Source organism: Arthrobacter sp. NtRootA1, from assembly GCF_019976975.1.
Lineage (GTDB): Bacteria > Actinomycetota > Actinomycetes > Actinomycetales > Micrococcaceae > Arthrobacter > Arthrobacter aromaticivorans.
Map to the genome: position 1 here is coordinate 2,463,287 of NZ_AP024630.1, position 26,714 is coordinate 2,490,000.

25 protein-coding genes are annotated in these 26,714 nt (G+C 63.2%); 13 read left to right on the forward strand and 12 right to left on the reverse strand.

Going from position 1 to position 26,714, the window contains the following annotated elements:
• The first annotated feature begins 75 nt into the window (after nt 1-75).
• Together LDN90_RS10985 and LDN90_RS10990 are read left to right on the forward strand one after the other, a co-directional pair.
• Nucleotides 76-1,770 carry a DUF4038 domain-containing protein gene (locus tag LDN90_RS10985; RefSeq protein ID WP_223949086.1) on the forward strand — a complete coding sequence of 565 codons (1,695 nt, stop codon included), beginning with the start codon at nt 76-78 and terminating at the stop codon, nt 1,768-1,770.
• 97 nt (nt 1,771-1,867) lie between these two features.
• A complete protein-coding gene (locus tag LDN90_RS10990) occupies nt 1,868-2,020 on the forward strand; it encodes a hypothetical protein (protein ID WP_216923499.1) in 153 nt (50 codons plus the stop codon).
• Nucleotides 2,021-2,151: 131 nt separating this feature from the next.
• Here LDN90_RS10990 and LDN90_RS10995 read toward each other — a convergent pair whose 3' ends face one another.
• From LDN90_RS10995 to LDN90_RS11020, 6 genes are all read right to left on the reverse strand, one after another.
• Nucleotides 2,152-3,012 (reverse strand): phosphogluconate dehydrogenase C-terminal domain-containing protein, encoded by an 861-nt coding sequence (locus tag LDN90_RS10995; protein ID WP_216923502.1) that lies wholly within the window; start codon nt 3,010-3,012, stop codon nt 2,152-2,154.
• Between the two features lies 1 nt (nt 3,013).
• Nucleotides 3,014-3,823 (reverse strand): sugar phosphate isomerase/epimerase family protein, encoded by an 810-nt coding sequence (locus LDN90_RS11000; protein ID WP_223949087.1) that lies wholly within the window; start codon nt 3,821-3,823, stop codon nt 3,014-3,016.
• Nucleotides 3,820-4,632 (reverse strand): triose-phosphate isomerase family protein, encoded by an 813-nt coding sequence (locus LDN90_RS11005; protein WP_223949088.1) that lies wholly within the window; start codon nt 4,630-4,632, stop codon nt 3,820-3,822. Before LDN90_RS11005 ends, LDN90_RS11000 begins: the two co-directional genes overlap by 4 nt.
• Entirely contained in the window at nt 4,616-5,086 is a 471-nt protein-coding gene (locus LDN90_RS11010; protein ID WP_216923515.1) for a ribose-5-phosphate isomerase, read from the reverse strand. Before LDN90_RS11010 ends, LDN90_RS11005 begins: the two co-directional genes overlap by 17 nt.
• Complete coding sequence (locus tag LDN90_RS11015) at nt 5,083-6,840, reverse strand: dihydroxyacetone kinase family protein (protein ID WP_223949089.1); 1,758 nt, start codon at nt 6,838-6,840, stop codon at nt 5,083-5,085. Before LDN90_RS11015 ends, LDN90_RS11010 begins: the two co-directional genes overlap by 4 nt.
• 120 nt (nt 6,841-6,960) lie before the next feature.
• A complete protein-coding gene (locus tag LDN90_RS11020; protein WP_223949090.1) occupies nt 6,961-8,328 on the reverse strand; it encodes an MFS transporter in 1,368 nt (455 codons plus the stop codon).
• Between the two features lie 202 nt (nt 8,329-8,530).
• On the opposite strand from LDN90_RS11020, the gene LDN90_RS11025 reads away from it, so the two are divergent.
• Nucleotides 8,531-9,274, forward strand: a complete 744-nt coding sequence (locus LDN90_RS11025) for a FadR/GntR family transcriptional regulator (RefSeq protein WP_223949091.1) — start codon at nt 8,531-8,533, stop codon at nt 9,272-9,274.
• 37 nt (nt 9,275-9,311) lie between these two features.
• Here the strand turns inward: LDN90_RS11025 and LDN90_RS11030 are convergent, their stop codons facing one another.
• The gene (locus LDN90_RS11030; protein ID WP_223949092.1) at nt 9,312-9,584 is read right to left on the reverse strand and encodes a DUF4192 domain-containing protein; all 273 of its coding nucleotides are present in this window, start codon (nt 9,582-9,584) and stop codon (nt 9,312-9,314) included.
• Between the two features lie 256 nt (nt 9,585-9,840).
• Here LDN90_RS11030 and LDN90_RS11035 point away from each other — a divergent pair, with 256 nt between their 5' ends.
• Nucleotides 9,841-10,047 carry a ribbon-helix-helix protein, CopG family gene (locus LDN90_RS11035; protein WP_223949093.1) on the forward strand — a complete coding sequence of 69 codons (207 nt, stop codon included), beginning with the start codon at nt 9,841-9,843 and terminating at the stop codon, nt 10,045-10,047.
• Nucleotides 10,044-10,832 carry a Fic family protein gene (locus LDN90_RS24295; RefSeq protein WP_346347006.1) on the forward strand — a complete coding sequence of 263 codons (789 nt, stop codon included), beginning with the start codon at nt 10,044-10,046 and terminating at the stop codon, nt 10,830-10,832. The genes LDN90_RS11035 and LDN90_RS24295 overlap by 4 nt, the downstream gene beginning before the upstream one ends.
• 67 nt (nt 10,833-10,899) lie before the next feature.
• Here the strand turns inward: LDN90_RS24295 and katG are convergent, their stop codons facing one another.
• The 4 genes from katG to LDN90_RS11065 form a co-directional block, all read right to left on the reverse strand.
• A complete protein-coding gene (katG, locus tag LDN90_RS11050) occupies nt 10,900-13,194 on the reverse strand; it encodes a catalase/peroxidase HPI (RefSeq protein WP_223949094.1) in 2,295 nt (764 codons plus the stop codon).
• A gap of 1,106 nt (nt 13,195-14,300) precedes the next feature.
• Complete coding sequence (locus LDN90_RS11055) at nt 14,301-14,873, reverse strand: flavin reductase family protein (RefSeq protein ID WP_216923536.1); 573 nt, start codon at nt 14,871-14,873, stop codon at nt 14,301-14,303.
• 2 nt (nt 14,874-14,875) lie between these two features.
• Nucleotides 14,876-15,922 (reverse strand): methionine synthase, encoded by a 1,047-nt coding sequence (locus LDN90_RS11060; RefSeq protein WP_223949095.1) that lies wholly within the window; start codon nt 15,920-15,922, stop codon nt 14,876-14,878.
• A 20-nt stretch (nt 15,923-15,942) separates the two neighbouring features.
• Nucleotides 15,943-16,935 carry a DUF1852 domain-containing protein gene (locus tag LDN90_RS11065; RefSeq protein ID WP_216923540.1) on the reverse strand — a complete coding sequence of 331 codons (993 nt, stop codon included), beginning with the start codon at nt 16,933-16,935 and terminating at the stop codon, nt 15,943-15,945.
• A gap of 120 nt (nt 16,936-17,055) precedes the next feature.
• Here LDN90_RS11065 and LDN90_RS11070 point away from each other — a divergent pair, with 120 nt between their 5' ends.
• The 3 genes from LDN90_RS11070 to LDN90_RS11080 all read left to right on the forward strand — a co-directional run bounded on the left by LDN90_RS11070 (nt 17,056) and on the right by LDN90_RS11080 (nt 19,179).
• Nucleotides 17,056-17,997 (forward strand): LysR family transcriptional regulator, encoded by a 942-nt coding sequence (locus tag LDN90_RS11070; RefSeq protein ID WP_216923542.1) that lies wholly within the window; start codon nt 17,056-17,058, stop codon nt 17,995-17,997.
• Between the two features lie 80 nt (nt 17,998-18,077).
• Nucleotides 18,078-18,236, forward strand: a complete 159-nt coding sequence (locus LDN90_RS11075; RefSeq protein WP_223949096.1) for a hypothetical protein — start codon at nt 18,078-18,080, stop codon at nt 18,234-18,236.
• Complete coding sequence (locus LDN90_RS11080) at nt 18,226-19,179, forward strand: AsnC family transcriptional regulator (protein WP_223949097.1); 954 nt, start codon at nt 18,226-18,228, stop codon at nt 19,177-19,179. The genes LDN90_RS11075 and LDN90_RS11080 overlap by 11 nt, the downstream gene beginning before the upstream one ends.
• Here the strand turns inward: LDN90_RS11080 and LDN90_RS11085 are convergent.
• Complete coding sequence (locus LDN90_RS11085; RefSeq protein ID WP_223949098.1) at nt 19,160-20,608, reverse strand: amidase family protein; 1,449 nt, start codon at nt 20,606-20,608, stop codon at nt 19,160-19,162. The two genes, LDN90_RS11080 and LDN90_RS11085, sit on opposite strands and share 20 nt — an antisense overlap.
• 274 nt (nt 20,609-20,882) lie before the next feature.
• Here LDN90_RS11085 and LDN90_RS11090 point away from each other — a divergent pair, with 274 nt between their 5' ends.
• The 5 genes from LDN90_RS11090 to LDN90_RS11110 all read left to right on the forward strand — a co-directional run bounded on the left by LDN90_RS11090 (nt 20,883) and on the right by LDN90_RS11110 (nt 26,538).
• Nucleotides 20,883-21,632 carry a DUF5058 family protein gene (locus LDN90_RS11090; protein WP_216923552.1) on the forward strand — a complete coding sequence of 250 codons (750 nt, stop codon included), beginning with the start codon at nt 20,883-20,885 and terminating at the stop codon, nt 21,630-21,632.
• Nucleotides 21,633-21,706: 74 nt separating this feature from the next.
• The gene (locus LDN90_RS11095) at nt 21,707-22,444 is read left to right on the forward strand and encodes a hypothetical protein (RefSeq protein ID WP_223949099.1); all 738 of its coding nucleotides are present in this window, start codon (nt 21,707-21,709) and stop codon (nt 22,442-22,444) included.
• A gap of 49 nt (nt 22,445-22,493) precedes the next feature.
• Nucleotides 22,494-23,720 (forward strand): amidohydrolase, encoded by a 1,227-nt coding sequence (locus LDN90_RS11100; protein WP_223949100.1) that lies wholly within the window; start codon nt 22,494-22,496, stop codon nt 23,718-23,720.
• Between the two features lie 16 nt (nt 23,721-23,736).
• Nucleotides 23,737-24,978, forward strand: a complete 1,242-nt coding sequence (locus LDN90_RS11105; protein ID WP_223949101.1) for a CoA transferase — start codon at nt 23,737-23,739, stop codon at nt 24,976-24,978.
• Nucleotides 24,979-26,538 carry a carboxyl transferase domain-containing protein gene (locus LDN90_RS11110; RefSeq protein ID WP_223949102.1) on the forward strand — a complete coding sequence of 520 codons (1,560 nt, stop codon included), beginning with the start codon at nt 24,979-24,981 and terminating at the stop codon, nt 26,536-26,538. It abuts the gene before it with no gap.
• Nucleotides 26,539-26,714: the final 176 nt, after the last annotated feature.

Sequence of the window (26,714 nt, forward strand, 5' to 3'; positions counted from 1 at the left end):
ACCTAGGAGACACAAATTAGCGCTCTTGATTACTCCCAAGGCTTCGGCCCTGACGTTTCCTACAATCAGGTCCTCATGCACCCCGTCGGTCGCACGATTCTGGAGCGCTGGAATGCACTTCCTCGTGACGAGGCCGAGCGATATGAACTCGCATCAGTTCCTGTGGAGTTGGCACTAAGGACTGCGCCCGCGCTGATTAACGATCCGGACAGGCAAGTCGCTGCCCTCTCTGAACTGGCGCAAGCAACACCGACAGACCCCTCAATATACCGGCGGCCTGACGAGCATCCCTTAGCAGTTCCCGTGCACATCCCCGGGGTCCGTACCGCTGGCACGTTCCCGACTCGGGTTGAAACATTCGGTCGATTCGAACTGGAAGTAGAGGGGCCCCGCGACGACGTTCAACCATATTTGGAAGTTGTCTTCTCGGCTGTGATTATAGGCCCCTCCGGCCAGACAAGCGTCGAAGGCTTCCATGACGGCAATGGCATCTACCGGCTCCGTTACATGCCCCTCGAGCCGGGAACATACAGCTTTGTTACCTTGAGCAATGCAGAGAGTCTCCGCGGCCACGAAGGGGATTTCTCCGTGACCGCCCCAGCCGCGGGCAGCCGCGGCCCAGTTAGAGCGGAGGGCCGCCACTTCCGCTACGAGGATGGAACGGTATACCGCCCGGTGGGGACGACTGCCTATGCTTGGCTCCATCAAAGCCGGGAGCGGCGCGACCGCACCATGGCAACCATCCGCAACTCTGGCTTCAACAAGTTGCGTATGTGCCTCTTCCCCAAGTGGTTCGCATACAACGAAGCTGAACCAGAACGTTCCCCGTTCGAAAGAAGAAGCGACGGTACCTTCGATTTCGCCCGACCAGACATCACATTTTGGAGAGAAGTTGAGCGCCGTGTAGAAGAACTTGCCTCCCTCGGTATTGAGGCCGACCTGGTGCTATTCCACCCCTATGACCGGTGGGGTTTTGAAAACATGGGATCGGCCAACGACGACCGTTACGTGCGTTACGCAGTTGCCCGCTTGGCCTCATACGCCAACATCTGGTGGTCCCTCGCGAACGAACACGATGTGATGGTGTTCAAAACCGCCTCGGACTGGGAGCGCTTGGGCCAATTGGTTCAGACACATGATCCAGCCCAGCACCTGCGGTCGATCCACCACTGCTTGGAATTCTACGATCACAGCCGGGAATGGATCACCCACGCAAGCATTCAGAGTGCCGAGGTTGAACGCACGGCTGAATGGCACGAGCGGTGGGGGAAACCGGTGGTCATTGATGAGTGCGGGTATGAAGGCGACCTGCAATACGCCTGGGGCGACATTACGGCCGAGGAGCTCACCCGCCGTCACTGGGCCGCTGCCATCAGAGGAGGCTACGCCGGGCATGGCGAAACATACGCCCATCCTGAGAATGAATTGTGGTGGTCCGCCGGAGGCGACCTCCGCGGCAAAAGTCCTGCCCGAATTTTCTTCCTAAAAGACATTATGGATGCTGGGCCTGACGCTGGTTGGGAACCGGCTGCTGGAGCCTGGGACTACCCAACCGCGGGCGTAAATAACACCGTGTTCATTTCGTACCTCGGCCTCACCCAAGCCAGACATCACCTTTTTCTGCTCGATCCGACACGCTCATACACTGTGGACGTCATCGACACGTGGGGCATGACATCGACGACCGTGGCCCAAGGGGCAAGGGGCCGCATTGACGTGCCTTTGCCCGGTAAACCCTACATAGCCGTCCGTTTCGTCGCTGAGCCGTGAGCAAGAACGCGTGATCGGAGTCTGGCTCTCAATGGCGGGGGCAACATGCTCTCACTCATCCAGTTTTAGAACGAGGATGCCGGCGTAGGATGCCCATATGGGACTCATCATTGCGCTCTTGGTCATTTGGCTCATTCTGTCCATCATCGGATTTGTCGTCAAAGGGCTGGTATGGCTAGCCATCATCGGGCTTATCTTGTTTGTTGCCACAGGCGTATGGGGATGGGTGAAGCGACGGGGACGGGCATAGCTCCTGCGTACATCGAAGCGACGGCGTTGCACGAAAGCAAGACTGGATCCCGGAAGAATCAGCGCGAGCTGTAAGGACTTTAAACCAAGGAGGTGCGGTGGTGTAGAAGCCACCGCACCTCCTACAAGAACTTAGTGCTTGACGGTGTCCAGCTTGAGCATTTTGGCGATGACGCCGTCCAGTTCGGAGTCGTCGAAGATCTTCTTCCAGTCGTCCTTGATGATGGTGTCCTTGCCGTACTGGATGGCGATTTCGCAGGCCTCGGAGAACGGGTTGGATCCGCGCAGGGCGTTGGTCAGCGCGATTTGTACGTGGCCGAACAGCATGGCCTTGGCGGCTTCCTCGGGGACGCCTGCTGTGTGCACGGTTTCGTGGAGTGCTTCGTTGAGCAGCGTGCCGATCATGCAGGCCACGGTCTCCACCAGGGTGGGTTCCAGGATGGCGAGCTGCTTGACGGTGACCCAGTGGACGTCGATCACCGGGGCGTAGATGGTGCGGATCACGGCTTCGGCTGTGTCGCGGGTGGCTCCGGGGGCGTCCTCATCGATGGCGGAGACGACGTTCTGCGGGGCGCCCTGGCCGCCGAAGGTATCGGCCCATTCTTCCTTGGTGGTGCGCTCCAGGAACACCGACGGATGGCACGGGTGGGCAACGGCCTGGACCACGTCGTCGCGCTTTGCCAGCAGGCCGGCGTAGGCAGCGGCCGGGTCAAGGGTGAGGAGGATCGCGCCGGACTTCATCTGCGGGACTACGCCTTCGGAGACGATGCCCAGGACGGTGTCCGGGACGGCGAGGATGACCACGTCGGCGGTCTTGACGGCGTCGTCAGTGCCGGTGATTTCGCGGCCTTCGGCGCGGACACGTTCCTGGCCTGCGGGGGAGTTCTCGCTGTAGAAAACCTTGTGGCTGGACTTCTGGAGGTTTGCGGAAACGCGCATCCCCATCTTGCCACCGGCTCCGACAACGGCGACCGTCAATTGTTCTGCTGACATTTCATTTGCTCCTTAGGAAATCGAGGCTGTGTTGGGTCCACTGGTTTTCGAGGCGGATCGTTTCCGCTTCGGAGTCCTGCCACGGCAGCCAGTGTTCGACGATCTGGTTGATTTTTCTTTCTTTGGGCCGGATCTTCCTGACCATGTAGTCGTAGTCCAGAAGACCCTCGCCCAGGGGTGCGCCCGAGTACGTGAACCCGACCCATCCCTGCTTGCGACTGAACGCAAAGTCTTTGATGTGCATGTTCAGGACGTAAGGCTCGACGGCGTCAATCACCTCGCGCGGCATCTCCAGAGCCGCGACGGTATTGGCGGGGTCGCTGCAAATGCCGAGGTACGGGCTGTTGACGATTCTGATGACATCAAGAATCCGTTCGGTGGGGACCTGTTCGTAGGTCTCTATCGCGATCCGCACCCCGGCTGCCTCGAACTCGGGAAGGACTTCGGCGAAGATCCCTGCCGCTTCGTCAGTGTCCGGCGAGTGGCCGGGCACATTGAACATGGTCCGGAGCAGGTCTGAGCCCAGGATGCCTGCGATGTGCAGGAACTTCCGCAGGTGCTCCGGGCGGATCCCCTTGGTCCCGAGTTCCAGGGTGATCCCCAGCTCGTCCGCCGTTGCCCGGATGGCGGCGAGGTCGTCGTCGTTCATGTCTTCCAGCGGTGCGTAATCGCAGATCTGGAAGAGGTCCACGCCCAGATCTGCGGATTTCCGCAGCGTGTCATGGATGGTCAGGGGTTCGCTGACCTGGTCTGAGAGCTGCCAGAAGAACGCGTAGCTGCTTAAACCTATGCGACCCGTACCGTTGCTCATGCCGCCACCGCCTCGCTTGTGGCCAGGCGGGCCGCAGTTTCGTCCAGGATGGTCTTCAGCGCTTGTGGATCGTGGGCAAACCGGCCCAGGAACAAGCCCGCGACGGCGGGGTCCAGTTCGGTGATCAGGCCCGGTCCGGCGCTTCCGCCGTAGATGACCTGGCTGTCCGACTGGCCGGGCAAAGAGCGGAGGTGCTCGTCCAAGCCACGAACCACGGCGCTGATGTATCCGGGTGTGGCTGGTTCCGGTGCGCCGATGGCCCATTGCGGCTCGTAGGCCACGATGGTTCGGCGGGTCGGCCCCAGGCTTGCGGCCCTGTTGAGTGAGGCGTCGATGTCCGCAGTGCACTGTGCAATGGCTTCCTCGGGGGACCCCGCATTCAGTTCGCCAACACAGAGCACAGGGGTCAGGCCGTTGCGGTAGGCTGCGGCGGTTTTGGGGCCGATGATCCGATCGTCTTCGCCGAATATCCGGCGACGTTCGGCATGGCCTACCTCAACGTAGCGGCCGCCGAGTTCGGCTACGGTCTTGCCGCCGACTTCGCCGGTATAGGCGCCCTCGTCTTCCCAGAAGATGTCCTGCGCGCCGGTACCTACGCCGGCCGCGCCCAGAAGCCGGGTTGCCTCCGGGAGGACCGGGAGGATCGGCAGGACGAACAGCTCGATGTCACCGCTGACCACGGCCGGGTGCTTAAAGCCGATCGTGGCGACGTCGCGGCAGTAGGCGATGGAGCGTTGATAGCCGAAGTACATCTTCAGGCTCACGCCGATTATTGCTTTGGGGTGCGATGACTTAGCAGGAAGTGACACCTTCGTAGTCCTTAATCAGGGTGACTTTTTCGGCCGAGGCGGAAGCTTCGTCAAAGGTGTAGGTGAGCCATTCCTTGGCCAGACGGCGCGCGAGCTCCAGGCCCACAACGCGCTGGCCGAAGGTAAGAACCTGGGCGTTGTTGGAAAGGACTGAACGTTCCACGGAGAAGGAATCGTGGGCGGTGACGGCGCGGATGCCCGGGACCTTATTGGCGGCGATGGCCACACCGAGGCCCGTGCCGCAGACAAGAAGCGCGCGGTCGGCATTTCCGGCCGCGATCAGTTCAGCGGCAGCGATCGCCACGGACGGATAGGGAGTGTGGCTTGTAGCGTCCACTCCGACGTCGGTGACGGACTCCACCAGCTCGTTCGCCTCAAGGTCGGCTTTCAGGGCTTCCTTGTACTCGAATCCGGCGTCGTCCGATCCGATGACCAGGCGCAGTTTGGCGCTCATGCGTTCTCCTTAACAGTGTTCTTTTCGACGTTGTTTTCGACGAGGGTGTTGTGGATGGCCCGGACAATCAGGGCCATCGAAACGGCTCCGGCGTCGGGTGTTCCCAGGCTCTTTTCAGCGTGTGGTCTGGCTCGACCCATCAAGGGAAGCAAGTTTGCCGTGGCCTCCGCGGATTGCTCGGCGATTAAAGTGGCGGCGCCCCAAGCTTGATGCAGGGAGCTCCCGCCATGCACGGCAGCGGTGAGGGCATCGCTGAACGGCGCCAACACATCCACCAAGGTCTTGTCGCCCTCTTTGGCCTTGCCGAAATCCATGATGGAGCGCTTCGCTTCGGCAACACCCGCGGCCACTGTTTCTGCACTCGGACGGCCAACGTCCCCGATCGACTGCCCGACTGCGCGCAGCGCCATGCCCCACAGCGCGCCTGAGGTGCCGCCGGCCTTGTCGGCCCAAGCGTCCGCGGCCAGGTTCAAGACTGTTCCCGCACCGGCTCCACGTTCGACGGCGTCTGCCGCGGCTGCTGCTGCTGCGTGGAGTCCGCGTTCCATGCCGATGCCGTGGTCGCCGTCGCCGGCGATCGCGTCGATGCGGCCCAGTTCAGCGACGTTGGCGTCCACCACGGACTTGGCAGCTTCGAGTGCGGCTAGAACGGCGGGGGCGCTTTGGCGGGATTCGTCCGAGGCATCCGGGATCACGGACTGCACCTCCGCGGCCTGGGTGAGCTTTTCGGCGTCGAGCGCATGGGCACTCACTGCACCACGCCGGAAGGCCGGGGCGTCAGCGGGAGCGAGCCAGAGTTCCTCCAGCTCGGCATCCAGCCAGAAGAGCGTTAGGGAGGTTCCGGCCATGTCGAAACTCGTCACGAGTTCGCCCACCTGCGGGTCGACTGCTTCGATGCCTGCTTCGGCGAGTAGTTGGGCTACGCGACGGTAGACCACGAAGAGTTCCTCGTACTTAACGCTGCCGAGTCCATTGAGGATCGGCACCACGCGTGCGCCCTGCACTGTGAGGCCGTCAGGGACCTCGGTGAGGAGGTCCTTGACCAGCAGTTCGGCGAGCTGGTCCGCCGTCGGGATGTCTGTTTCGCCGATGCCTGGCTCGCCATGGATACCCATGCCCACCGCCATGCGTCCTGCCGGGACGGTGAAGAGCGGCTGGGGTGCTCCCGGCAGCGTGCACCCCGTGAAAGCGACGCCGAAGGAGCGTGTGCGCTCGTTGGCGCGCCGGGCGGTCTCCATGACGCCGTCCATGTCGTAGCCGGCCTCGGCTGCAGCCGCGGCCACTTTGAAAACGGTGAGGTCGCCGGCGATGCCCCGGCGCTTGTGCCGTTCTGCCAGGGGCGCGGAAGAGATGTCATCGGTGACGGCGATGCTGCGGCAGTCGATGCCTTCGGCGCGGAGCTTGTCCTGTGCCTGGGTGAAGTGGAGGACATCGCCGGCGTAGTTGCCGTATCCCAGGAGCACGCCTCCGCCGTTGTCCGCGGCCTTGGCCACGTTGTAGACCTGCTGTGCAGAGGGGGAAGCGAAAAGGTTTCCCATCGCGGCGCCGTGAGCCAGGCCTTGGCCAACCAGACCTGCGAACGCGGGGTAGTGGCCCGATCCGCCGCCGATGACCAACGCGACTGTGCCCGGGGTGCTGCGGGTGTTGCGGGCGACGCCGCCGGAGACGCGCCGTACCCAACGGCCGTGCGAGGCGACGAATCCTTCGATCATCTCGTCAGCGAAAGCTGCGGGTTCATTGAACAAGCGGGTCATGCGGGGGCTCCTGGAGCTATGGATGGAAAGTCGGTGCGTTCCGGCGGGTTTGTGTACAGCAGATGCCCTGACCAGACGTCGCCAGAGGGCAACTGCCGTACACAAACTCCAAGGGGATGGTTAGGGTTCTGCGTGGTGTCCAGCGCCCTGGGGATCCAGGGCCTCGGCGGGGATGCCTTCAGAAGCCTTGCGCTGACGGCTGAGGGTGACCATAAGGATCGAGGAGAGCAACATGAAGCCTCCGACGACGAACATGGGAACCGTGTAGCCCCCTGTCAGGTCCTTGAGCCAGCCCGTGATGTAGCCGGCGCTGAAGCCTGCAAGGTTGCCCACCGTGTTGATGAGTGCGATGCCTGCCGCAGCTGCTGCACCGGTGAGGAACTGTGTTGGCACTGTCCAGAAGTTGGGTAGCGCCGCGAAGATGGACATGGCGGTGATGGTGATGACGGCGATGGTTGCTGCCGGGGATCCAGCGAACAGAGCCAGCGGGATGCTGATGCCGCCAATGAGCGCGGGGAGTGCGATGTGCCAGGTCCGCACACCGCGCTTGGTGGCGTCCTTGGACCAGAAGTACAGCGCGAAAGCAGCCGGCAGATATGGGATGGCCGTGATCAGGCCCTTTTGGAAGACATCGAACTTGGTGCCGTAGAGACCTTCGAAGCCGGCGATGATGGTCGGCAGGAAGAAGCCCAGCGCGTAGAGGCCGTAGATGAAACCAAAGTAGATCAGGGAGAGCATCCAGACCCGGCCGTTGCCGAACACAGTGCGGACGCTGACGTGCTTGTTGCTGGCGGCGGTTTCGTTCTTTTCCTTTTCAAGGGCGCTGGTCAGCCAGGTCTTTTCCTCGGACGTCAGCCACTTGGCCTTGGCGGGGGAGTCGGCCAGGTAGAACCAGGCGGCGATGCCGATGACAATCGCGGGGATGGCAACGCCGAAGAACATGAACCGCCAGCCCTCAAGGCCGAAGAACACGCCATGCTGCTGGATCAGGGCGCCTGCAAGCGGGGCGCCAATGACGGTAGTGAGGGGCTGTGCCAAGTAGAAGAGGGCAAGGATCTTGCTGCGGTGCTTCGAGGGAACCCAGAGGCTCAGGAAGAGGATGGCGCCGGGGAAGAATCCGGCTTCTGCCACGCCCAGGATGAAGCGCAGGATGTAAAGCTGCTCCACATTTCCCACCCAGGTGAAGAGGAGGGAAACGATGCCCCAGCTGACCATGATGCGGGCAAGCCAGCGGCGGGCGCCGAACTTGTGCAGGGCCAGGTTGCTGGGGACTTCAAGAAGGATGTAGCCGATGAAGAAGACTCCTGAGGCGAAGCCGAATTGGGCCGCCGAGAGAGCCAGATCGTTGTTCATGCCGTTGGGGCCGGCGAACGAGATGGCTGTGCGGTCCAGGTAGTTGATGAAGAACATCAGGGCGACGAACGGCACCAGCCGGATAGCTACCTTCTTGATTGCGGATTTTTCGACCACCGATTGTGTGGTGTCCACATTGACTCCTAGATGTTGGTATCCCTGCGGCTCCTGCATTGGATGCGCTGGGCTGATTCGTGTCCTTGCCGGGGACGGGTCGGCGAGCGGGAAGCTTGTGATTTAAACCATAGGGCGGGATCGTAAATTGGTCAACCGGTTGACATATTTCTCTTCGCCACCGTAACCGAAGGATTGGTCATCCGGTTGCTACGCTGTGAAGGTGTCAGCGAACTCCGCCGCAGCAGCGGCCCATATGACGGCGGCTCTCGCCCCCATGGAGCAAGGCTCCGTTGTTTCCGAGGTAGCGGAGCGGCTGCTCGCCTACTTCACGAGCGGCGACATCGCGCCAGGTACGCGCCTACCCGCTGAGCGCCAACTCGCGGCTTCCCTTGGCGTCGGCCGTTCAGCTGTGCGCGAGGCACTGGCCGCACTGGAGATACTCGGCATCGTCGTTGTACGACCCGGTTCGGGAACGTACCTGCGCGACGGCGTCTCCGAACTGTTGCCTCGAACGCTCAGCTGGGGACTCATGCTTGGCGAGCCCAGGACCCGCGAGCTGGTCGAACTGCGCAGCGGGCTGGAGGTTCAGGCTGTGGAACTAGCGGCGCTCCGAGTCACGGAAGAGGCATTGGGACGTATGCGAGCCAACCTCGACGCCATGGAAAAGAACCTGGACAACCTCACAGCTTTCGTTGAGGCCGACGCTTTGTTCCACCGCGAGATCGCCAAGGCCTCCGGGAACACGGTCCTCGAAGAGCTCCTGCAGAGCATCCGCTCGCTATTGCGGATCTGGGTTGACCGGGCACTGACGGATGAAGGCCATGCAGAAGCCGCGCTCAAGGAACACGCGGCCATCCTTAAGGCACTTGAAACACGTGACCCTGCGGCTGTCTCAAAGACGATGCGCGCCCACATGGAAACCGCATCTCGACGCCTGCTCGCGGGCTTCGACGCCGCCCAGTAAGACAGTGGCCGGCCTCTATGGCTTCCCACCGCTCTGATTACGGCATATCCAGGTGGGCTTTGTAGGCGGTGTCTCTGTTGGTGTTCCAGCCGGCGATGATGCCAGCTCCGAGCATTTGGTCGCTGAGCCGTGCGAAGCGGTAGCCGGGGTCGGTGTCGAGGGCGAGTTGGAGGCGGTCGATGCGGAGGGTGGCGCCGACCTTGTCATTGTCGAGGGTGACGCAGACGAGGCTTTCTTGTGGCCAGAACCGGAGGGTGTGCCCGATGAAGCTAGGCAGGTCCGCGGGGTCCTTGATGGTGAGAGCATTCATGGCCCTGGCTCCTCGTGCGTTCTTGACCGTTGTTGACGGGGCCCGTTCTGCTGGGCCTCCAGACATCCATGGACGCTTGACCTGCCCTCACCATGACCGGATTGCGCCGATTTGGGGATCGAGCGTGCGAGACGATTGTTGTGCCAGCGTCGCGGACGCAGCGTAACCATTGAGCTGCGCCATTATCGGTTTACATCCCTCGGCGTGGGGAAGTTAGTCCGGAGCGCAAGGGGTACCGTTTTGGTACCGTGGGTTCATGGCTATGAATCTGAGCGTCCCTGATGAGCTCGATCGTCGGCTGGAGAAGCTGGCCGCTGAAGAACACACGTCCAAGTCCGCGCTTCTCTTGCAGGGGGCCGAGTTGGTTTTGCAGCGCCATGCTCGTAGGCGCGAGATTACTGAGGGTCTGGATTTTGTCATGAGCCATGATGCTGAGTTGCTCACTCGCCTTGAGGACGCGTGACCGCCTACCTGGAAATTGAAGACGCGCTTCAAGTTGTAGATCGCTATGGCTTCCAGATCCGCGACGTCGGCTTGTTGGCGTCGGCATTGACCAGGCCGGCGACAACCGTAAGGGGCGCGGAAGCTTATCCGGAACTAGCGGTGAAGGCGGCTGCTTTGCTTGAGTCGGTCGCGCGGTTCCATCCACTGCTTGATGGGAACAAACGGACTGCGTGGACGATTATGGTGCTCCTGCTATGGATCAACGGCTACCGTCATAACTTCACAACTGACGAGGGCTTCAGACTAGTGGTGGGTGTCGCCGCCGGGTGCGGCCTGTTTAGTTTGGGTGGGGGTATGCCCACCGATCCGTTTAGATGGCGGCGTCGTTCAACCCAGAGGTCTGAATCCGATGGCTGCGGCTATCGATCGATGCGACTATGTACAAAGCCTTCTTCGAAGACATCAACCAAGGTGCCGACGGCGGCATCTAGGCGGAGCTTATCCGGGCGCGGGGGTCTGTCCAGCGGATGGGATCCTCCGGTGTGCGTGGCCTACTCACCGTCTTCGGGACGGACGAGTCGGATCCGCTTGGCGATCAGGTTACCGGGGCTGGATTCCGATGCCTTCGCTGCGCTGTGGTGCATTCGCTGTCGCCGCGGCGGCACATCTCCACGAACGGTTCGAACAGGTCGATTGGGGTGCAGTCCAGAATATCGCAGAGCGACGCGAAGGTCCTGGCCGGGATGCGCTCCGGCGCGGCAGTACCAGTCGGTAGACCAGGTCAGCTTCCCCGCTGAACACTAGGTTTCGAAAAGTGTCAGGGCCGGCTGCAGTTGCAACCGGCCCTGACACCACTGTTCAGTTGAACTTGTTACTGGAGGTCGAAGCGGTCCAGCTCCATGACCTTGGCCCACGCGGCCACGAAGTCGTTGACGAACTTCTCTCTGGCGTCTTCGCTGGCGTAGACCTCGGAAAGGGCGCGCAGCTGTGAGTTGGACCCGAAGACCAGGTCCACCGGGGTGGCCGTCCACTTCAGCTCGCCGGTGGCGGCGTCGGTGATCTCATAGACGTTCTCCTCCGACTCCGACGCCCTCCACTTGGTGCCCGGCAAGAGCAGGTTGACGAAGAAGTCGTTGCTCAGGACCTGTGGCTTGTCTGTCAGCATGCCGTGGCTGGAACCGCCCACGTTGGTGCCCAGGGCGCGCATGCCGCCTACCAGCGCCGTCATCTCCGGTGCGGTGAGGTCCAGCATGTAGGCCTTGTCCAGCAGGAGGCTCTCGGGCGGGAGCTTCGAGCCGGGCCGCAGGTAGTTGCGGAACCCGTCAGCTTTGGGCTGCAGGTACTGGAAAGATTCGACGTCGGTCTGCTCCTGGGCGGCATCCGTGCGTCCCGGCCGGAATGGCACGGTGATGGGGAATCCGGCGTCGGCAGCGGCCTTTTCCACCGCGGCGGCACCGCCGAGGACGATCAGGTCTGCAAGGGAGACCTTCTTGCCGCCAGCCTGCGCAGAGTTGAACTCCTCCTGCACACGTTCGAGCACCGGAAGAACGGTTGCCAGCTGCTCCGGTTCGGAGGCTTCCCAGCTGCGCTGCGGCTCCAAGCGGATCCTTGCACCGTTGGCGCCGCCGCGCCGGTCCGTTTTGCGGTAGGTGGCTGCCGAGGCCCAGGCCGTACCCGCGAGCTGCGGGATGGTCAGGCCGGAGCCCAACAGTTTGGCCTTCAGCGAAGCGATGTCCTGCTCGTCGATCAGTTCATGGTCGACGGCGGGAACGGGATCCTGCCACAGCTGGGCTTCCGGAACCCACGGGCCCAGCATGTGGGGGCCAACGGGTCCCATGTCGCGGTGCAGCAGCTTGTACCAGGCCTTGGCGAACGCCAGGGCGAACTCGTCCGGGTTCTTGAGGAAGCGGCGACCGATTTCCTCGTAGACGGGGTCGAAGCGCAGTGATAGGTCCGTCGTCAGCATCGTGGGTCGGTTCTTTTTCTCCGGGTCGTGCGCGTCCGGGATGATCTTCGGAGCATCCTTGGCAACCCACTGGTGAGCACCGCCAGGGCTCTTGACCAGTTCCCACTCGTACTCGAACAGGATCTCCAGGAAGCGGTTGCTCCACTGGGTCGGCATGTCCGTCCAGGTCACCTCGAGGCCCGAGGTGATGGTGTCCGCGCCCTTGCCACTGCCGTAGGTGCTGAGCCAGCCCAGGCCCTGCGCCTCCAGGTTGGCGGCCTCCGGTTCGGGGCCCACATGCGCATCGGCGGGGCCGGCGCCATGGGTCTTGCCGAACGTGTGGCCGCCGGCGATCAGCGCGAAGGTCTCCTCGTCGTTCATCGCCATGCGCTTGAACGTCTCCCGGATGAAGGCGGCAGCAGCTACCGGGTCCGGGTTGCCCATGGGGCCTTCGGGGTTGACGTAGATCAGGCCCATTTCAGTGGAACCGACGTCCTCGGACATCTGGCCTTCACCAACGTAACGCTCATCACCGAGCCAGGCGTCTTCGGGGCCCCAGAAGATCTGCTCGGGCTCCCACACGTCCTCGCGGCCAAAGGCAAAGCCGAAGGTCTCGAAGCCCATCGATTCCAAGGCGACGTTGCCGGCCAGGACCAGCAGGTCGGCCCAGGAGAGCTTCTGGCCGTACTTCTGCTTGACCGGCCACAGCAGTCGCCGAGCCTTGTCCAGATTGGCGTTGTCCGGCCAGCTGTTGAGCGGCGCGAACCGCTGGCTGCCGTCTCCCGCTCCACCGCGGCCGTCATGGACGCGGTAGGTGCCGGCCGCGTGCCAGCTCAGGCGGATCATCAGGCCACCGTAGTGGCCGAAGTCCGCCGGCCACCAATCCTGCGAGGTAGTCAGGACCTCGGTGATGTCACGCTTCAGAGCATCGAGGTCGAGCTTCTGGAATTCCTCCCGGTAGCTGAACGACGGGTCCAGCGGATTGCTTGACTTGCCGTGCGTGTGCAGCACGGAAAGGTCCAGCTGGTTGGGCCACCAATCCTGGTTGGTCCGCGGCCGGTGGCCTTTGGGCCGGGGGGAATCGATTGCCGGGTTTTCACTTTCGCTGCCCTGGTCCGTGGCACTGCCATGGGCCACCGGGCATCCGCCCTCCACCTTCGGGTTCAAGCCCTGCGCGCTCCCGGGAGTGGGGACTGGGGGATGCTCTTGGGGATCGGTCATTTTTCTTCCTTTCATCTGGCCGAGGCCGCCGTCGGCTCGGGCCGGTTCAAAGTTTCCTATTGCACCGTAAACGCGCGTCGGGGAAGAGCCCATCGGGAGGGACCGTCCGGTGCCTGCCGCACCGAGAAGTCTTGTGTGACAACGACCCCCGCGTGCTGTTCCGCAATGATCATCAAGTCTCGCCTTAGGCAACAGCGTGGGGCTAGGGTTGGTTTGTTGTCAAACATATTCTTTGCTCGTTACGGGTCTCTCGTCGAAGCTTCTTCACGTTTCCGTCACATACATGACACTGTTGCATACCAACGTTGCAGTGTCTTCTGGGCGCACCCTGGGAACTCAGGGAGCTTGGCGAGGTGTTTCATCGTTCTGCGGGGCGGAGTGTGGCCGGATTCTGGGTTGTTCGACGGATTCGTGGGAGTCATGCCCCGGAGGCTGCGCCCTCATCGAATCAGGAGGGTCCCAGCGGGCTGAAAGCGTGAGATTGAGCCGGACGATCTGCAGATGTGGCGGCACCTATTTATTGGCGCCGGCCCGAGTGTGCGGAGAACGGTTGTCTGTTCCTCCGTGGTAGATCGAGCAAAAAAGTGGTGTGGACAATGTGCACATTTTCTACCTTGGACTGGCTCGTACACCCATCGGATTGGCCCGGATTCCGCCTGTTCCTGCCACTTCCCAGTGTTCACGCGGGCCGGAATCCCGTTCGAGTCCACCTCGGGCACGGCATAACCCCTCGTCAGAGGGGTTTTTGCTTTTGAGTGTGTACAAAGCTTGACATTTGTCTCTGATTTGGAGGCCCGGTTGGTGCCTGGCCGCCGGGTGCGGCCAGTTCAGTTTGGGTGGGGGAGCCGGTTCCGGATTTCTTGCTCACACAGCTTCATTGGAGCGTGGAGACATGATGGAACTCATCGATCGCCAGTACCGTCAAAACGCTTTCGGTGGGTGCTTGTTGAGGGCAAACCGAGGCGTCGCATGCGTGCACACCAGGGTTGCATCCGGGCCATTCAGGAAGTCGATGGACGTCCGATGTTAACGAGGACGACGGCGGGAGTCACCTCCCGCCGTCGTGAGCCGTTCGGCTTGCCGCCTCGCATTGTTGGCGCGAGCGCTCAGCCTTCAAGCTTGGAATGCTCGCCCAGACGGTGCCATGAACGGTTGTGGTAGACCAGAGCGTCACCGGGTTCGCCCGCGTGGACGTCACGCATCACGCGAGACTCCAGGGCGTGAACGGCGATGATTGTGGAGGTCCCTACCTCCATACGATTGATGACGGCGCAGCGCACCCAGGCGCGGACATCGTTATACACCGCTTCGCCGGTTGCAAGGGCCGACCATCGGTGCGTCTGGTCAAAGCGGTCGACGCCGGGGGTCGCGCCAAACTTCGCCAAGTCGACGTCGTGTGCGTCCAGCAGGTGCACGACGACGGTTTCGGCGCGCGAGAGCACCACGGACGCGGAGGACAGTGCCGAGACCGAGAAAATCAGCAACGGAGGTTCCGCACTCACTGACACGACCGACGATACCGTCAGTGCCACCGGTCCTTCGCCGGCATCAGCCGTGATAACGGCGACACCTCCCGGGTGGCCACGGAACAGTGCTTTGAATTCGTCGGCCGAGAGGGAGGACGGGAAGCTTTGCTTCGGAGCCTCGAGCCAGGTGTCTGCGGGGTAGGCGTGAAACATCGTTAGGACACCCTGGGGGCGGAGCGGGCGAGTTCCTCGCGAATGATGTTCGTCCCTGCGCTGAGAGCACTCAGCTTGGCCAGTGCGACGTCCCGGGGGAACGGTGCCATGCCGCAGTTGGAGCTGGCGATGAGCTTGTCCGCATCGACGAACTGCAGGGCCTTGCGGAGGGTGTTGGCGACGTCCTCCGGGGTCTCGATGGTTTCGCTTGCGACGTCGATTGCCCCGAGCATGACTTTCTTGCCGCGGAGGAGCTCGATGAGGTCCATGGGCACGTGGGAGTTCTGGGATTCCAGTGAGATGATGTCGATGCTGGAGCTCTGAAGCAGCGGGAACGTTTCCTCGTACTGGCGCCACTGTGAGCCGAGCGTCGCCTTCCAGTCATTATTCGCCTTGATCCCGTAGCCGTAGCAGATATGCACGGCGGTCTCCGCGCGCAGTCCTTCGGCCGCTCTCTCAAGCGCAGCCACGCCCCAGTCCTTGACCTCATCGAGGAAGACATTGAACGCGGGCTCGTCGAACTGGATGATGTCCACGCCGGCTGCCTCTAGTTCTTTCGCCTCCTGGTTCAGGATCGCGGCGAACTCCCAGGCCAGCTTCTCGCGGCTCTTGTAGTGGTCATCGTAGAGTGTGTCCACCATCGTCATTGGACCGGGAAGAGTCCATTTGATCGGCCGGTCGGTGGTCGCGCGGAGGAACTTTGCGTCTTCGACGAATACCGGCCGCTCGCGGCGCACCGGTCCGACGACGGTCGGCACGCTCGCGTCGTAACGATCGCGGATGCGCACGGTCTTGCGCTGTTCAAAGTCGACCCCGCTGAGATGCTCAATGAAGGTCGTGACGAAGTGCTGGCGGGTTTGCTCGCCGTCGCTGACGATGTCGATGCCGCGTCGGCTCTGCTCGTGGATTGCGATACGCAGCGCATCCTGCTTGCCCTCGAGCAGCGCATCTCCCTCCAGCTTCCACGGGGACCAAAGAGTCTCCGGCTGCGCGAGCCACGATGGTTTCGGCAGGCTTCCGACAACGGTGGTGGGCAAAAGTGTGTTCATGATTGACGATTCTCCGTGGGTCAGTTGACGAGAGCGGGGTATTTGGCGGTCCACTGGTCCAATAGATCCTTGTGGGGCGTGATGAAGTGTTCCTCCGTGTACTTCGCCTGCGTGACCGCGAGCTGACTGCGCTCGACGCGGTCGTAAGCGATCTGGGTCCGCGAGTAATCCTGCTCTCCCAGGCTCGGCTGGTAGACGTGGGCGGCGGCGGAGTTAGCGTTGTAGATCTCCGGGCGGTAGATCTTCTGGAACGTCTCCATGGTGCTGATCGTGCCGATGAGCTGCAGGTTGGAGTAGTCGTTGAGCAGGTCGCCGCGGAAATAGAAGGCGAGCGGCGCAACGCTGCCGCGTGGCATGAAGTAGCGAACCTGGAGCCCCATCTTTGCGAAGTACGCGTCCGTCAGCGAGAACTCGTCCTGCTGGTACTCGACGCCCAGGACCGGGTGACGGTTCTCCGTTCGCCGGTACGTCTTGCTCGTGGAGACGCTGATGCACACCACAGGCGACTGCGGGAAGCGTTCCTGGCATGCCGGGGAATCGAGGAATTGCTGGAACAGTTTGCCGTGAAGATCGCCGAAGTTCTCGGGAACGGTGGGCTTGCCAGACTCCGCTGCTGCCGCTGGCAGTACGACGCTGAAGTCGAAGTCACGGACGTAGGAGGAGAAGTTGTTCCCCACGATCCCTTGGTGGCGGACCCCGTTCAGCTGGTCGACGATCTGGATGTCGAGAACCTCGAACAGGGGGAACTGCTGATCCGTACCTTCGGCAGTGAACTCTATCTGCACGGAAACGATCTCAAGCTCGAGCGTGTAGCGGTCCCGGTCCGGGTTGTCCCAGCTTGCGAGATCGTTGAAGCGGCGCCGAATCATGGTCAAGGCGTTGCGGAGGTTCTCCTGGCGGTGCTCGCCCCGTGCCAGGTTGGCGAAATTCGTCGTGATCCGCGAGCCTTCCGACGGGGAGTAGTCCTCGTCGAAGGGGGTCGTGGTGATGCTGAAGGTGAAGTCGTCTGCCATGTGCTGCCAATCCGTTGATGGGCCGGAGACGGCCTTTCCGAAGGGGATGTATCCATGGTGCAGCCTTCCGATGGGTATCAAGTAACTAGTGGTTACTATGCATTCATATAGAATCTTCCTATGCCTCAGATTTCGAGCGGATTGACCCTGCAGCAGCTCCGTTACTTCATAGAAGTTGCGGCTGAGGGGTCGATCTCCGCGGCCGCCGATCTTCTCTTCGTAGCGCAGCCGACAATGTCCGCCTCGATGAAGGACCTTGAGGCCCGGGTTGGCCGTGCGCTTCTGGTTCGCTCCGCCCGCGGAGTCACCCTTACCGCCGACGGGGTAGAGTTCCTCGGCTACGCGAGGCAGGTCGTCGAGCAGTTCGCTCTCCTCGAGCAGCGCTACCTTGGTAGGCCACCGCGGCGACGCCTTCTCGGGGTGTCAACGCAGCACTACTCATTCGCGGTGGATGCCTTCGTCCGGATGGTCAAGGCCACTGATGTGGCCGAATACGAGTTCTCTCTGCGTGAGTCCCGTACCTGGGACATCATCGAGGATGTCCGGACGCTCCGCAGCGAGATAGGCATCCTCTACCGGAACGATTTCAACCGGAAGGTCATCGACAAGCTGCTCCGGGAATCCGGGCTCGCGTTCACTCCGCTTTTCCTCGCCGATCCGCACATTTTCATTTCACGGAACCATCCGCTCGCCTCAAAAGAGCGTGCGACTCTCGCCGATCTCGCCGGTTTGCCCCGGCTAACCTTCGATCAAGGTGCGAACAACTCCTTTTACTTCGCCGAGGAGATTCTCTCCACCTTGTCCAGTAAGCAGGAGATCCGGGTCTCTGACCGGGCCACGATCTTCAACCTCATGATCGGGCTCCACGGCTACACGATCTCGACGGGCATCATCAGCGGGCAGCTCGACCCGGAGATCGTCGCCATCCCGCTCGACGTTGACGAACGCATCGAGATCGGCTGGATCGGCCACGCCGCGATTCCGCTCACCGACCAAGCGCAGCGCTACCTCAAGGAATTGCGGGCCGTCGTCGCTGAGTTCGGCGTGGCGCTACTCAACTGACTGCAGTTGGGTGGGCGGGTCATTGCCCTTTCATTGATTGGATGTGTTAGTTGCAGCCGAGCGGGTTGCTGGTGTCGTACATGGCTGGGGCGGACGCCGTCGTTGGTGCCCTGGCGCGGGAACGGGCCGCACCCGGGAAGCAGTTCGAACTGGCCATCCACCTATATTCTGTCTGTGGACCCGTGAAAGAAACCCAGGGCTCCAACCGGAACGAATGGAGCGCCCCCGGTGTTGTTTGACGCATTGGAGCGGCAGATCGTGGCCGCCCTTCAGATCGATCCGCGCTGCCCTTGGCGCAAGATGGCTGCCGTGTTGGGGGAGGCTGAGCGAACGGTGGCACGCCGGGGCTCCCAACTGTTGGAGTCCGGAGCCGTTGCGGTGGTTGGCGTACGGCCAAAGCCTGCGGCTGTGCTCTTCGAGATGCGGTGCATTCCCGGAACGCTGAGGACGGCAGCGAAAGCACTGGCCCAGCGGAAAGACATCACATTCGTTTACACCACAACGGGCACTGGCGATTGCGTGGCCGAGATCATGACCGACCCCAGGCACATGGCTGACGTGCTGTCAGACGAGCTCCCCTCCACCATTGGCCTCAGGGATTCAACGAGCTACCCGGTGCTGCGATACTTCCGCACCATCCGGGGGTGGCGGCCGGAGATTCTTAGCGCGGACCGTGCCGAGGCGCTCCGATCAACGCTCACCCTGGATTCGGGCATCCTGGAGGCCCAGAAGGAACTGAGCAGGCAGGACACCGAAATCGTGGAAGCGCTGTGCGCCGATGGTCGGATGAGCTTCGAGGCGCTGGGCCGCCGGGTGGGGGTGTCGGAGGCCACAGCCCGACGACGCACAGAATGGCTCCTTGCCAACAACCAGGTCCATTTGCGCGTGGTGATCGAACCGGCGGCCTTTGGCCTCGCCGTCGAAGCGCTCCTGTGGATCAGGGCGTCGCCGCTGCACGTCGAACAACTGGGCAAGAGCCTCGCCGAACTTCCGATGGTCCGCTACGCTGCGGCGATCGCCGGGGACTACCAGGTCATCGCGGATGTCACCGTTGGAGACATGTCGTCCCTCTACCGCTTCATCACGGCTTCGGGCTGGGTCCAGTACGCATCCGGCGTGGATGTCTCCGTCCTCCTGGACGCGCATAAGCGCGGCGGACGGTTCATGCGGACGTCGTCGTAAGGACTGGCACCTCGGTGGGGATGACGGGCGCGACGGCGGCGTACCCCGTCTGCTGCTCGAACGCCCGGCCCCAGCGGAGCAGCTGCATGTCCGTGTAGTGGTTGCTCGCCAGCTGGAGCCCGATCGGCAGCCCGGCGGCGCTGAACCCGGCGGGCACGCTGAGCACGGGCAGGCCGGTGGCGGACAGCACGCAGGCTGAGCGCATCCAGTCCAAATAGGTCTCCGAAGGAACCCCGGCGACCGAGGCCGGGTAGCGCAGCGTCGCATCGAACGGCAGAACCTGCGCGCAGGGGCTCGCGAAGAGGTCGTAGCGGCCGAAGAACGACTGCACGCCCGCTTCAAGACGCGTGCGTGCAGCAGCGGTTTCGATCAGGTCCCGGGCAGTCAGGGCGAGTCCCTTGTTCACGTTCCAGTGCACTTCAGGTTTGATCACGTCCCCTGCCCTTTCCAGGAGGGGTCCCAGCCCTGCGGCGAAATCCATGGCCCGTGTGTTCCCGAAGACCAGGTCGGCTTCGCTGAAGTCCGGAGTGGCTTCCTCCACGATCGCCCCCAGCTCCTCGAAAACCCTGAGCTGCCGTTCCAGGTGCTCCAGGATTTCGGGTTCCACCGGCACGCCAATGCCAAAGTCGCGGGACCAGCCGATCCGCACGCCACGCATGTCCGTTTCCAGCGACGAGCGGAATACCTCCGGGTCAAGCCCCGCCGGATGGGGGACGCGAGGATCCGGACCGGCCGTGACGGACATGAACAACGCAATGTCCTCCACGGTGCGCGCCATCGGACCGGTCCGCCCTAGCCACGCGTAAGCGTTGACGTCGGACGGCATGGGGATGACCGCCGTCGACGGTCTGAAACCCACCACGTTGCAAAACGAAGCCGGGATGCGGAGCGAGCCGCCCATGTCGCTTCCGTCGCCGATGCTCTGGACGCGGGAAGCAACGACGGCGGCAACCCCGCCGCTGCTTCCGCCGGCGCTCAGCGCGGGCGCGTATGGATTGGTGGTGGTTCCGAAGAGGTCGTTGAAGGTGTGTGATCCTGCGCCGAACTCCGGGACGTTCGACTTGCCGCTGCTGACCACGCCGGCCGCCTTGAGCCGCGCAATGATGAGGTCGTCGGCGTCGGGCACAAAGTCGCGCAAGGCGACCGAGCCCTGGGTGGTGCGCATCCCGGCGGTGTTGTTGGTGTCCTTGTGCGTCATGGGTAGTCCGTGCAACGGCGGCAGTTCGGCCCCGGAGGCGGTCAGTTGGTCGGCCTGGTGCGCCAGTGACTGTGCGCCCTCGGGGTCAATGGTCACCACGGCATTGATCGCGGGATTGATGTCCGCGATCCGGTCCAGATGATCGGCCAGGGCTTCGCGCGCCGAGATGTCCTTCTTGCGGATCGCGGTGGTGAGTTCGACGGCGGACAGCTCGCCAATGGTCTCGGGCATGGTGCTCCTTTGCTGGATGTTCGCTGCCTGAAAGTGTGCCGAGTCACATGCCCTTGGTGGAAGCCTCGAGGGTCGGCGCTGTGCTGTTTGACCGTTTCGGCCAATCCAATGGCTGATTCCGTCAGCCATTGCGTGTGATCCGGCTCATAGCGGATGGTGTTCGTAACCCACTGGCCGATCTGGTCGATGGGTGTGGATTCGCCCCCGGAGCAGGAAACAGCCGTAACAAAGTGGTTCGGTTGTGGAGTGCGCGGGGCTTACACCGGAGGTTTCCATGCACCAACCCCTGGCACTTCAACCCCTCGCGTCCAACAGCGCAACCGACATCCTGGCCATCGCCAACAACCCGGTCCTGTGGATCTGCGTGGCCGGCGTCTTCGGCGTCATCATCATCCAGTCCGCCATCTTCATGAAGGCGGCACGTCGGGCGGCTCCCTCGGTGGAGATGAGCTCCCAGGACATCAAAACGTCGTTCCGTTCCGGCGCCGTCTCGGCGATCGGACCCTCCTTGGCCGTTTCGCTCGTGGCCATTGCGCTGCTTGGCCTGTTCGGAGCCCCGGCGGTGTTGTCCCGGATCGGCCTGATCGGTTCGGCCGCCTACGATGTCTCCGCTGCCGGTATCGCCGCAGGTTCCATGGGCGCCAAGCTTGGTGACGCCAGCTATACACAGAGCGTCTTCGCCGTTGCCTTCTTCGCCATGAGCATCGGTGGGGCCATGTGGATGCTGGCCACCCTGATCCTGACGCCGCTCCTGCGCAAGGGCGACGCCAAGATCCGCTCCGTGAACCCCGCCGCGATGGCAATCGTCCCCGCTGCTGCGCTGATCGGGGCTTTCTCTTGCCTCGGCCTTACGGAGCTCCCCAAGTCCTGGATCCATGTCCTCTCGTTCCTCGTCTCCGCCGCGGTCATGGGCCTTTGCCTGCTGCTCGCCAACAAGCTCGGCAAGAGCTGGCTGAGGGAATGGGGCCTTGGCTTCTCCATCGTCATCGGCCTCGGCGCGGCCTTCTTCGCCGCCGGCGCCTGAGCCCGTTTCCCGCAAGCACTGCTCCCGTAAGCACTGAGCTCCCGAGCACTGAGCAAGAGACAAGGAATATCCCCATGACTTCCACAACTTCTGCCGCCATCACTCCTACCACCGGCACGGCCATGGCCGAGTTCAATCGGACCACCTCCCGCTGGGGCCAAATCACCATGATCGCGGGTTTGCTGATCTCCGTGGCCGGACCGCTGTACCTCGTATTCGCCAGCGGCCTGGACATTGGACCCGCCCAACTCTGGATCGCCTTCGCCGCAGTGGCCGCTACGTTCGGGATCATCTGGATCGTCGAACCGCTGACCTACTTCCCGATCCTCGGCCCTGCGGCCATGTACCAGGCGTTCATGATCGGCAACATCTCCAACAAGCTCCTCCCCGCCGCGCTCATCGCCCAAACGAACATCGGCGCAAAGCCGGGCAGCAAGCGCGCCGAACTTGCCGCCGTCGTGGCTATCTGTGGTGCGGCGGTGGTCCACCTGACGTCGCTCGCCGTCTTCGTGGGACTGCTGGGCAGTTGGCTGATCAGCGTCATTCCGCCGTCGGTGCTGACGGTCACGCGGCTGTACGTCCTGCCCACCGTCCTGGGTGCGGTACTGGTTCAGGCCATCGTGTCAATGAAGCAGCCCCGCACCACCGTCTTCGCGCTACTGGTGTCGGCCGTCGTCGTCTTTGTTGTCCTGCCGATGGTGCCGTCGCTGGCCATGGTGTCCACCGCCATCGCCGTCCTCGGCACCATCCTCCTGGCATGGTTCTTCCGCGGGAAGCAGGTGGCAGCGGCCAAACCCATCCACATCGAGTAAACCCGAGTCGCACGGCAAACCCACAGAACGCACCAGAAAGAAGATCACCATGACCCAAACCGCCACCGCCCTGGAACTCGACAGCGAACAGACCACCAAGCTCCATGCCCTGTACCGCCGCCTGCACGCCCACCCGGAACTGTCCATGCAGGAGCACGCCACCGCACAGCTAATCGAAGAACAACTGGACGGTTTGGGCGTGGAACATTTCCGTTGCGGTGGTACGGGTGTTGTGGGCATCCTGCGCAACGGCGAGGGCCCCGTGGTTGCGTTCCGCGCAGACACCGACGGACTGCCCATCGAGGAAGCGACGGGTTTGGAGTACGCCAGTACGGACAAGGGCATGCTGGACGGCGCCGAAGTTCCGGTGATGCACGGTTGCGGCCACGACACCCATGTGGCGAGCCTGCTGGGAGCCACCGAAATCCTCGCCGGAAACCGGGACGCATGGGCGGGGACCCTGGTGCTGATCTTCCAGCCCGGCGAAGAGACTGCGGCAGGTGCTTTGGCCATGCTCGACGACGGTCTGTGGGACAAGGCTCCACGGCCGGAAGTAGTGTTCGGGCAGCACGTCATGCCCCGCCCGGTGGGTACCGTGTCCATCTCCAGCGGCCCGGTCGCGGCCATGGCGGATTCACTCAGGGTTACTGTCCACGGCCAGCAGTCCCACGGGTCGCAGCCGCAGGACTCGATCGATCCCATCGTCATGGCCGCGCACATGGTTACGCGGCTGCAGACTATCGTGTCCCGTGAGCTGGACCCGCGGAAGTCCGCCGTCGTGACCGTTGGAACATTCCACGCCGGACTCAAGGAAAACATCATCCCGGCCTCGGCCGAGTTCACGCTCAACATCCGTACCTTCGACGACGACGTTCGTGGCCAGGTCCTTGGCGCCGTTCGTCGCATCATCGAGGCCGAAGCCGCCGCCTCCGGTGCGCCTACCCCGCAGATTGAGGAGATGTACCGCTTCCCGCAGTGCTTCAACGACCCCGACGCCGTTCCTTACGTTCTCGAGGCACTGCGCGGTGCGCTGGGGGCGGAGTCCGTTGAGGTCACCCCGCCGATGATGGGGAGCGAAGATTTCGGTCACCTGGGTACCGCGATTGGCGTGCCGTCCGTGTTCTGGATGTTCGGCGGAACGCCCGCCTCCGCCTTTGACGGACCCGGCGCTGTCCCCGTCAACCACTCACCCTTCTTCGCCCCCGAGCTGGAAGGTTCCCTCGCCGGCGGAGTCTCGGCCGCCGTCGCCGTCCTCCTGTCCCGCCTGGGCAACTGATCTTGGAGGAATGTCCATGACTTCAGCATTGACCGAAACCCGCGCCACGGAAGCACCGCAGTCTGTTCCACATGAAGCGGGCGGCCCCCTGTCCGGCCGCCTCGTGGTGGATCTGAGTCGGGCCCTCGCGGGACCGCACGCCGCCATGATGATGGGTGACCTCGGTGCCAGGGTGATCAAGATCGAGAACCCTGGCACCGGGGACGACACCCGTGGTTGGGGCCCGCCCTTCGTTGGACCCGAAGACGATCCGCAGGCCACCTATTTCCTGTCCTGCAACCGCAACAAGGAATCCCTGGCGTTGGACCTCAAGAGCGCCGATGGCCGGACCACCCTGCGGCAACTCCTCGAGCGCGCCGACGTGGTGGTGGAAAACTTCCGCCCCGGTGTCCTGGAACGGCTCGGGTTCAGCACCGATGCCATGCACTCGATCAACCCCCGGCTGGTGATCCTGTCCATCACGGGCTTCGGCCACGACGGACCCGAATCCCACCGCAGCGGCTACGACCAGATCCTCCAGGGCGAGGCCGGGCTCATGTCGCTCACCGGCTCCGGACCCGAGGACCCCCAACGCGTCGGCGTACCCATCGCCGATCTCCTGTCCGGCATGTACGGCGCATACGGGGTGGTGGCCGCGCTGCTCGAACGCGAACGGACCGGTCAGGGCCAAGTGGTTCGGACGTCCTTGCTGGCGTCCCTCGTCGGGGTGCACGCCTTCCAGGGAACCAAAGTCACCGTGGCCGGGGAATCGCCTGAGGCCCAGGGAAACCACCACCCCTCCATCGCGCCCTACGGACTCTTCCGTTGCCGCAACGGGAGCGTGCAGATCAGCGTCGGTAGCGAAAAGCTCTGGGCAGCCTTCATGTCCACGTTTGGCCTTGATCCGGCAGCTGAGGGTCTTGCAAGCAACGCGGACCGGGTGCGTAACCGCTCGCGCGTTATCGACGTCGTGGAAGCGGCGTTCGCGGAGTACGACGCTGAGCCCCTCCTCGCGAAGCTCGCCGACGCGGGCATCCCCGCGGGCAAAGTCCGGTCTTTAAAGGAAGTCTACGAGTGGCCACAGCTCGCCTCACAGGGACTCCTGCTCGACGTCGAGCACCCGCTCCTGGGCCCGGTCACCTTGCCCGGCCCGCCGCTGCGCTTCTTCGACAACGTTGCCGGAGCCGAGTCCACCCGCCGCGTACACACGGCACCGCCGCTGCTCAACGAGCACGACGCAAGCATTCGTGAGTGGTTGTCCACAGGGGAGGAGGACTGAATGACCGCCATGGCCATGCGTCGCCGCCTCGGCGCCCGGGAACTGCTTGAGCACATGCTCGACGCCGGCACCTTCGTTTCGTGGGACAGTCCGGTGCGTGGGGTGGTGGGCCTTTCTGCCGCACCGGGATACGCAGCAGACCTGATAGCCGCAGCGGAGAAATCCGGCAGCGACGAGTCAGTCCTCACCGGCGAGGGCAGGATACGGAACCATCGCGTCGCCGTCGTGGTCTCCGATTTCGCTTTCCTGGCCGGCTCGATCGGGCGGGATGCGGCACGAAGGCTCGTTGCCGCCGTCGAACGCGCAACCCAACTCGGCCTGCCGCTCGTGGCCATGCCCGCTTCCGGCGGGACCCGCATGCAGGAAGGAACCAGCGCCTTCCTGGCCATGGTGGAAATCGTTGCCGCCGTCCAGGCCCACCGCGACGCCGGGCTTCCTTACCTCGTCTACCTGCGGCACCCGACCACAGGGGGAGTCATGGCATCCTGGGGCTCGCTGGGGCACGTGACCACGGCGGAACCGGGCGCCCTGCTGGGTTTCCTTGGCCCGCGCGTTTACGAGGCACTTCATGGCGAAGCTTTCCCGCCCGGTGTCCAGACCGCCGAGAATCTGTTCGATCACGGGCACGTGGATGCCGTGGTTCCTCCCGAGGGGCTCAGTGACTACTTTGCCCGCGTGCTGGATCTATTGCGGGCGCGGAGCAGTGGTTCATCAAGTGCTGCTGTTGCCGGACTTGGGCAAGCTGCCGGGCTTGGGCAAGCGGCCGCGCCCGAAACCCAACAAACCGGCGCGTGGGACGCAGTGCAGCGATCCCGCGATCCCTTGAGGCCCTCAACCGAGGAACTGCTCCGTGACGGTGCCGGCGACGTGGTTCTCCTGCGGGGTGCCGGCGACGGTGCCAAGGAGAACGGGATGCTCGTGGCCCTGGCCCGTTTCGGTAACACGTCCTGCGTGGTGGTCGGTCATCAGCGTCACGGTGCTTCGGGGAAATCCATGGGACCGGCCTCCCTAAGGGACGCCCGACGCGGAATCCGTCTTGCCAAAGACCTCAGGCTTCCCCTGGTGACCGTCATCGATACCCCCGGAGCAGCCCTATCCAAGGAAGCCGAAGAAGGCGGGCTCGCTGCGGAGATCGCCCGGGCGCTCTACGACCTCCTTGGATTGGGAACCCCCACTCTGTCCGTCTTACTCGGCCAGGGGACCGGCGGGGGAGCCTTGGCCCTGTTGCCCGCGGACCGTACCCTTGCCGCCCGGAACGCCTGGCTTGCTCCCTTGCCTCCCGAAGGCGCGTCCGTCATCGTCCACCGGACCACGTCGCACGCCCCGGCGCTCGCAGAAAGCCAAGGCATCACGGCCGCTGCGCTCGCGGGCAGGGGAGTGGTGGACGTGGTGTTGGAGGAACGCCCCGATGCCGCCCAGGAACCCGTGGACTTCTGCCGACGCATGGGTGAGGTGATCGGCGTCGAACTTCAAGCGCTGGCCGGTTCGGGAGCGCTGGCCGGTTCGGGATTCCCACGGCTGCAGGCCCGCCGCGCGCGGTACCGCGCCCTGGTCTCGTAGCCCCGTGCGTTGAGGGGCCTGCTCTGCGTTCTAACCCGTGGCTTTGGGACGCAGAGCGGGCCCCGCAACAGGAGGTTTGTCAGGCGCTTGCCACGTCCTGGACCTCACCAACGTGACCACGTTGCTTGAAAGGGCAAAGACAACGACGGCGACTACTGAACCAAGAAGCGTGTCGA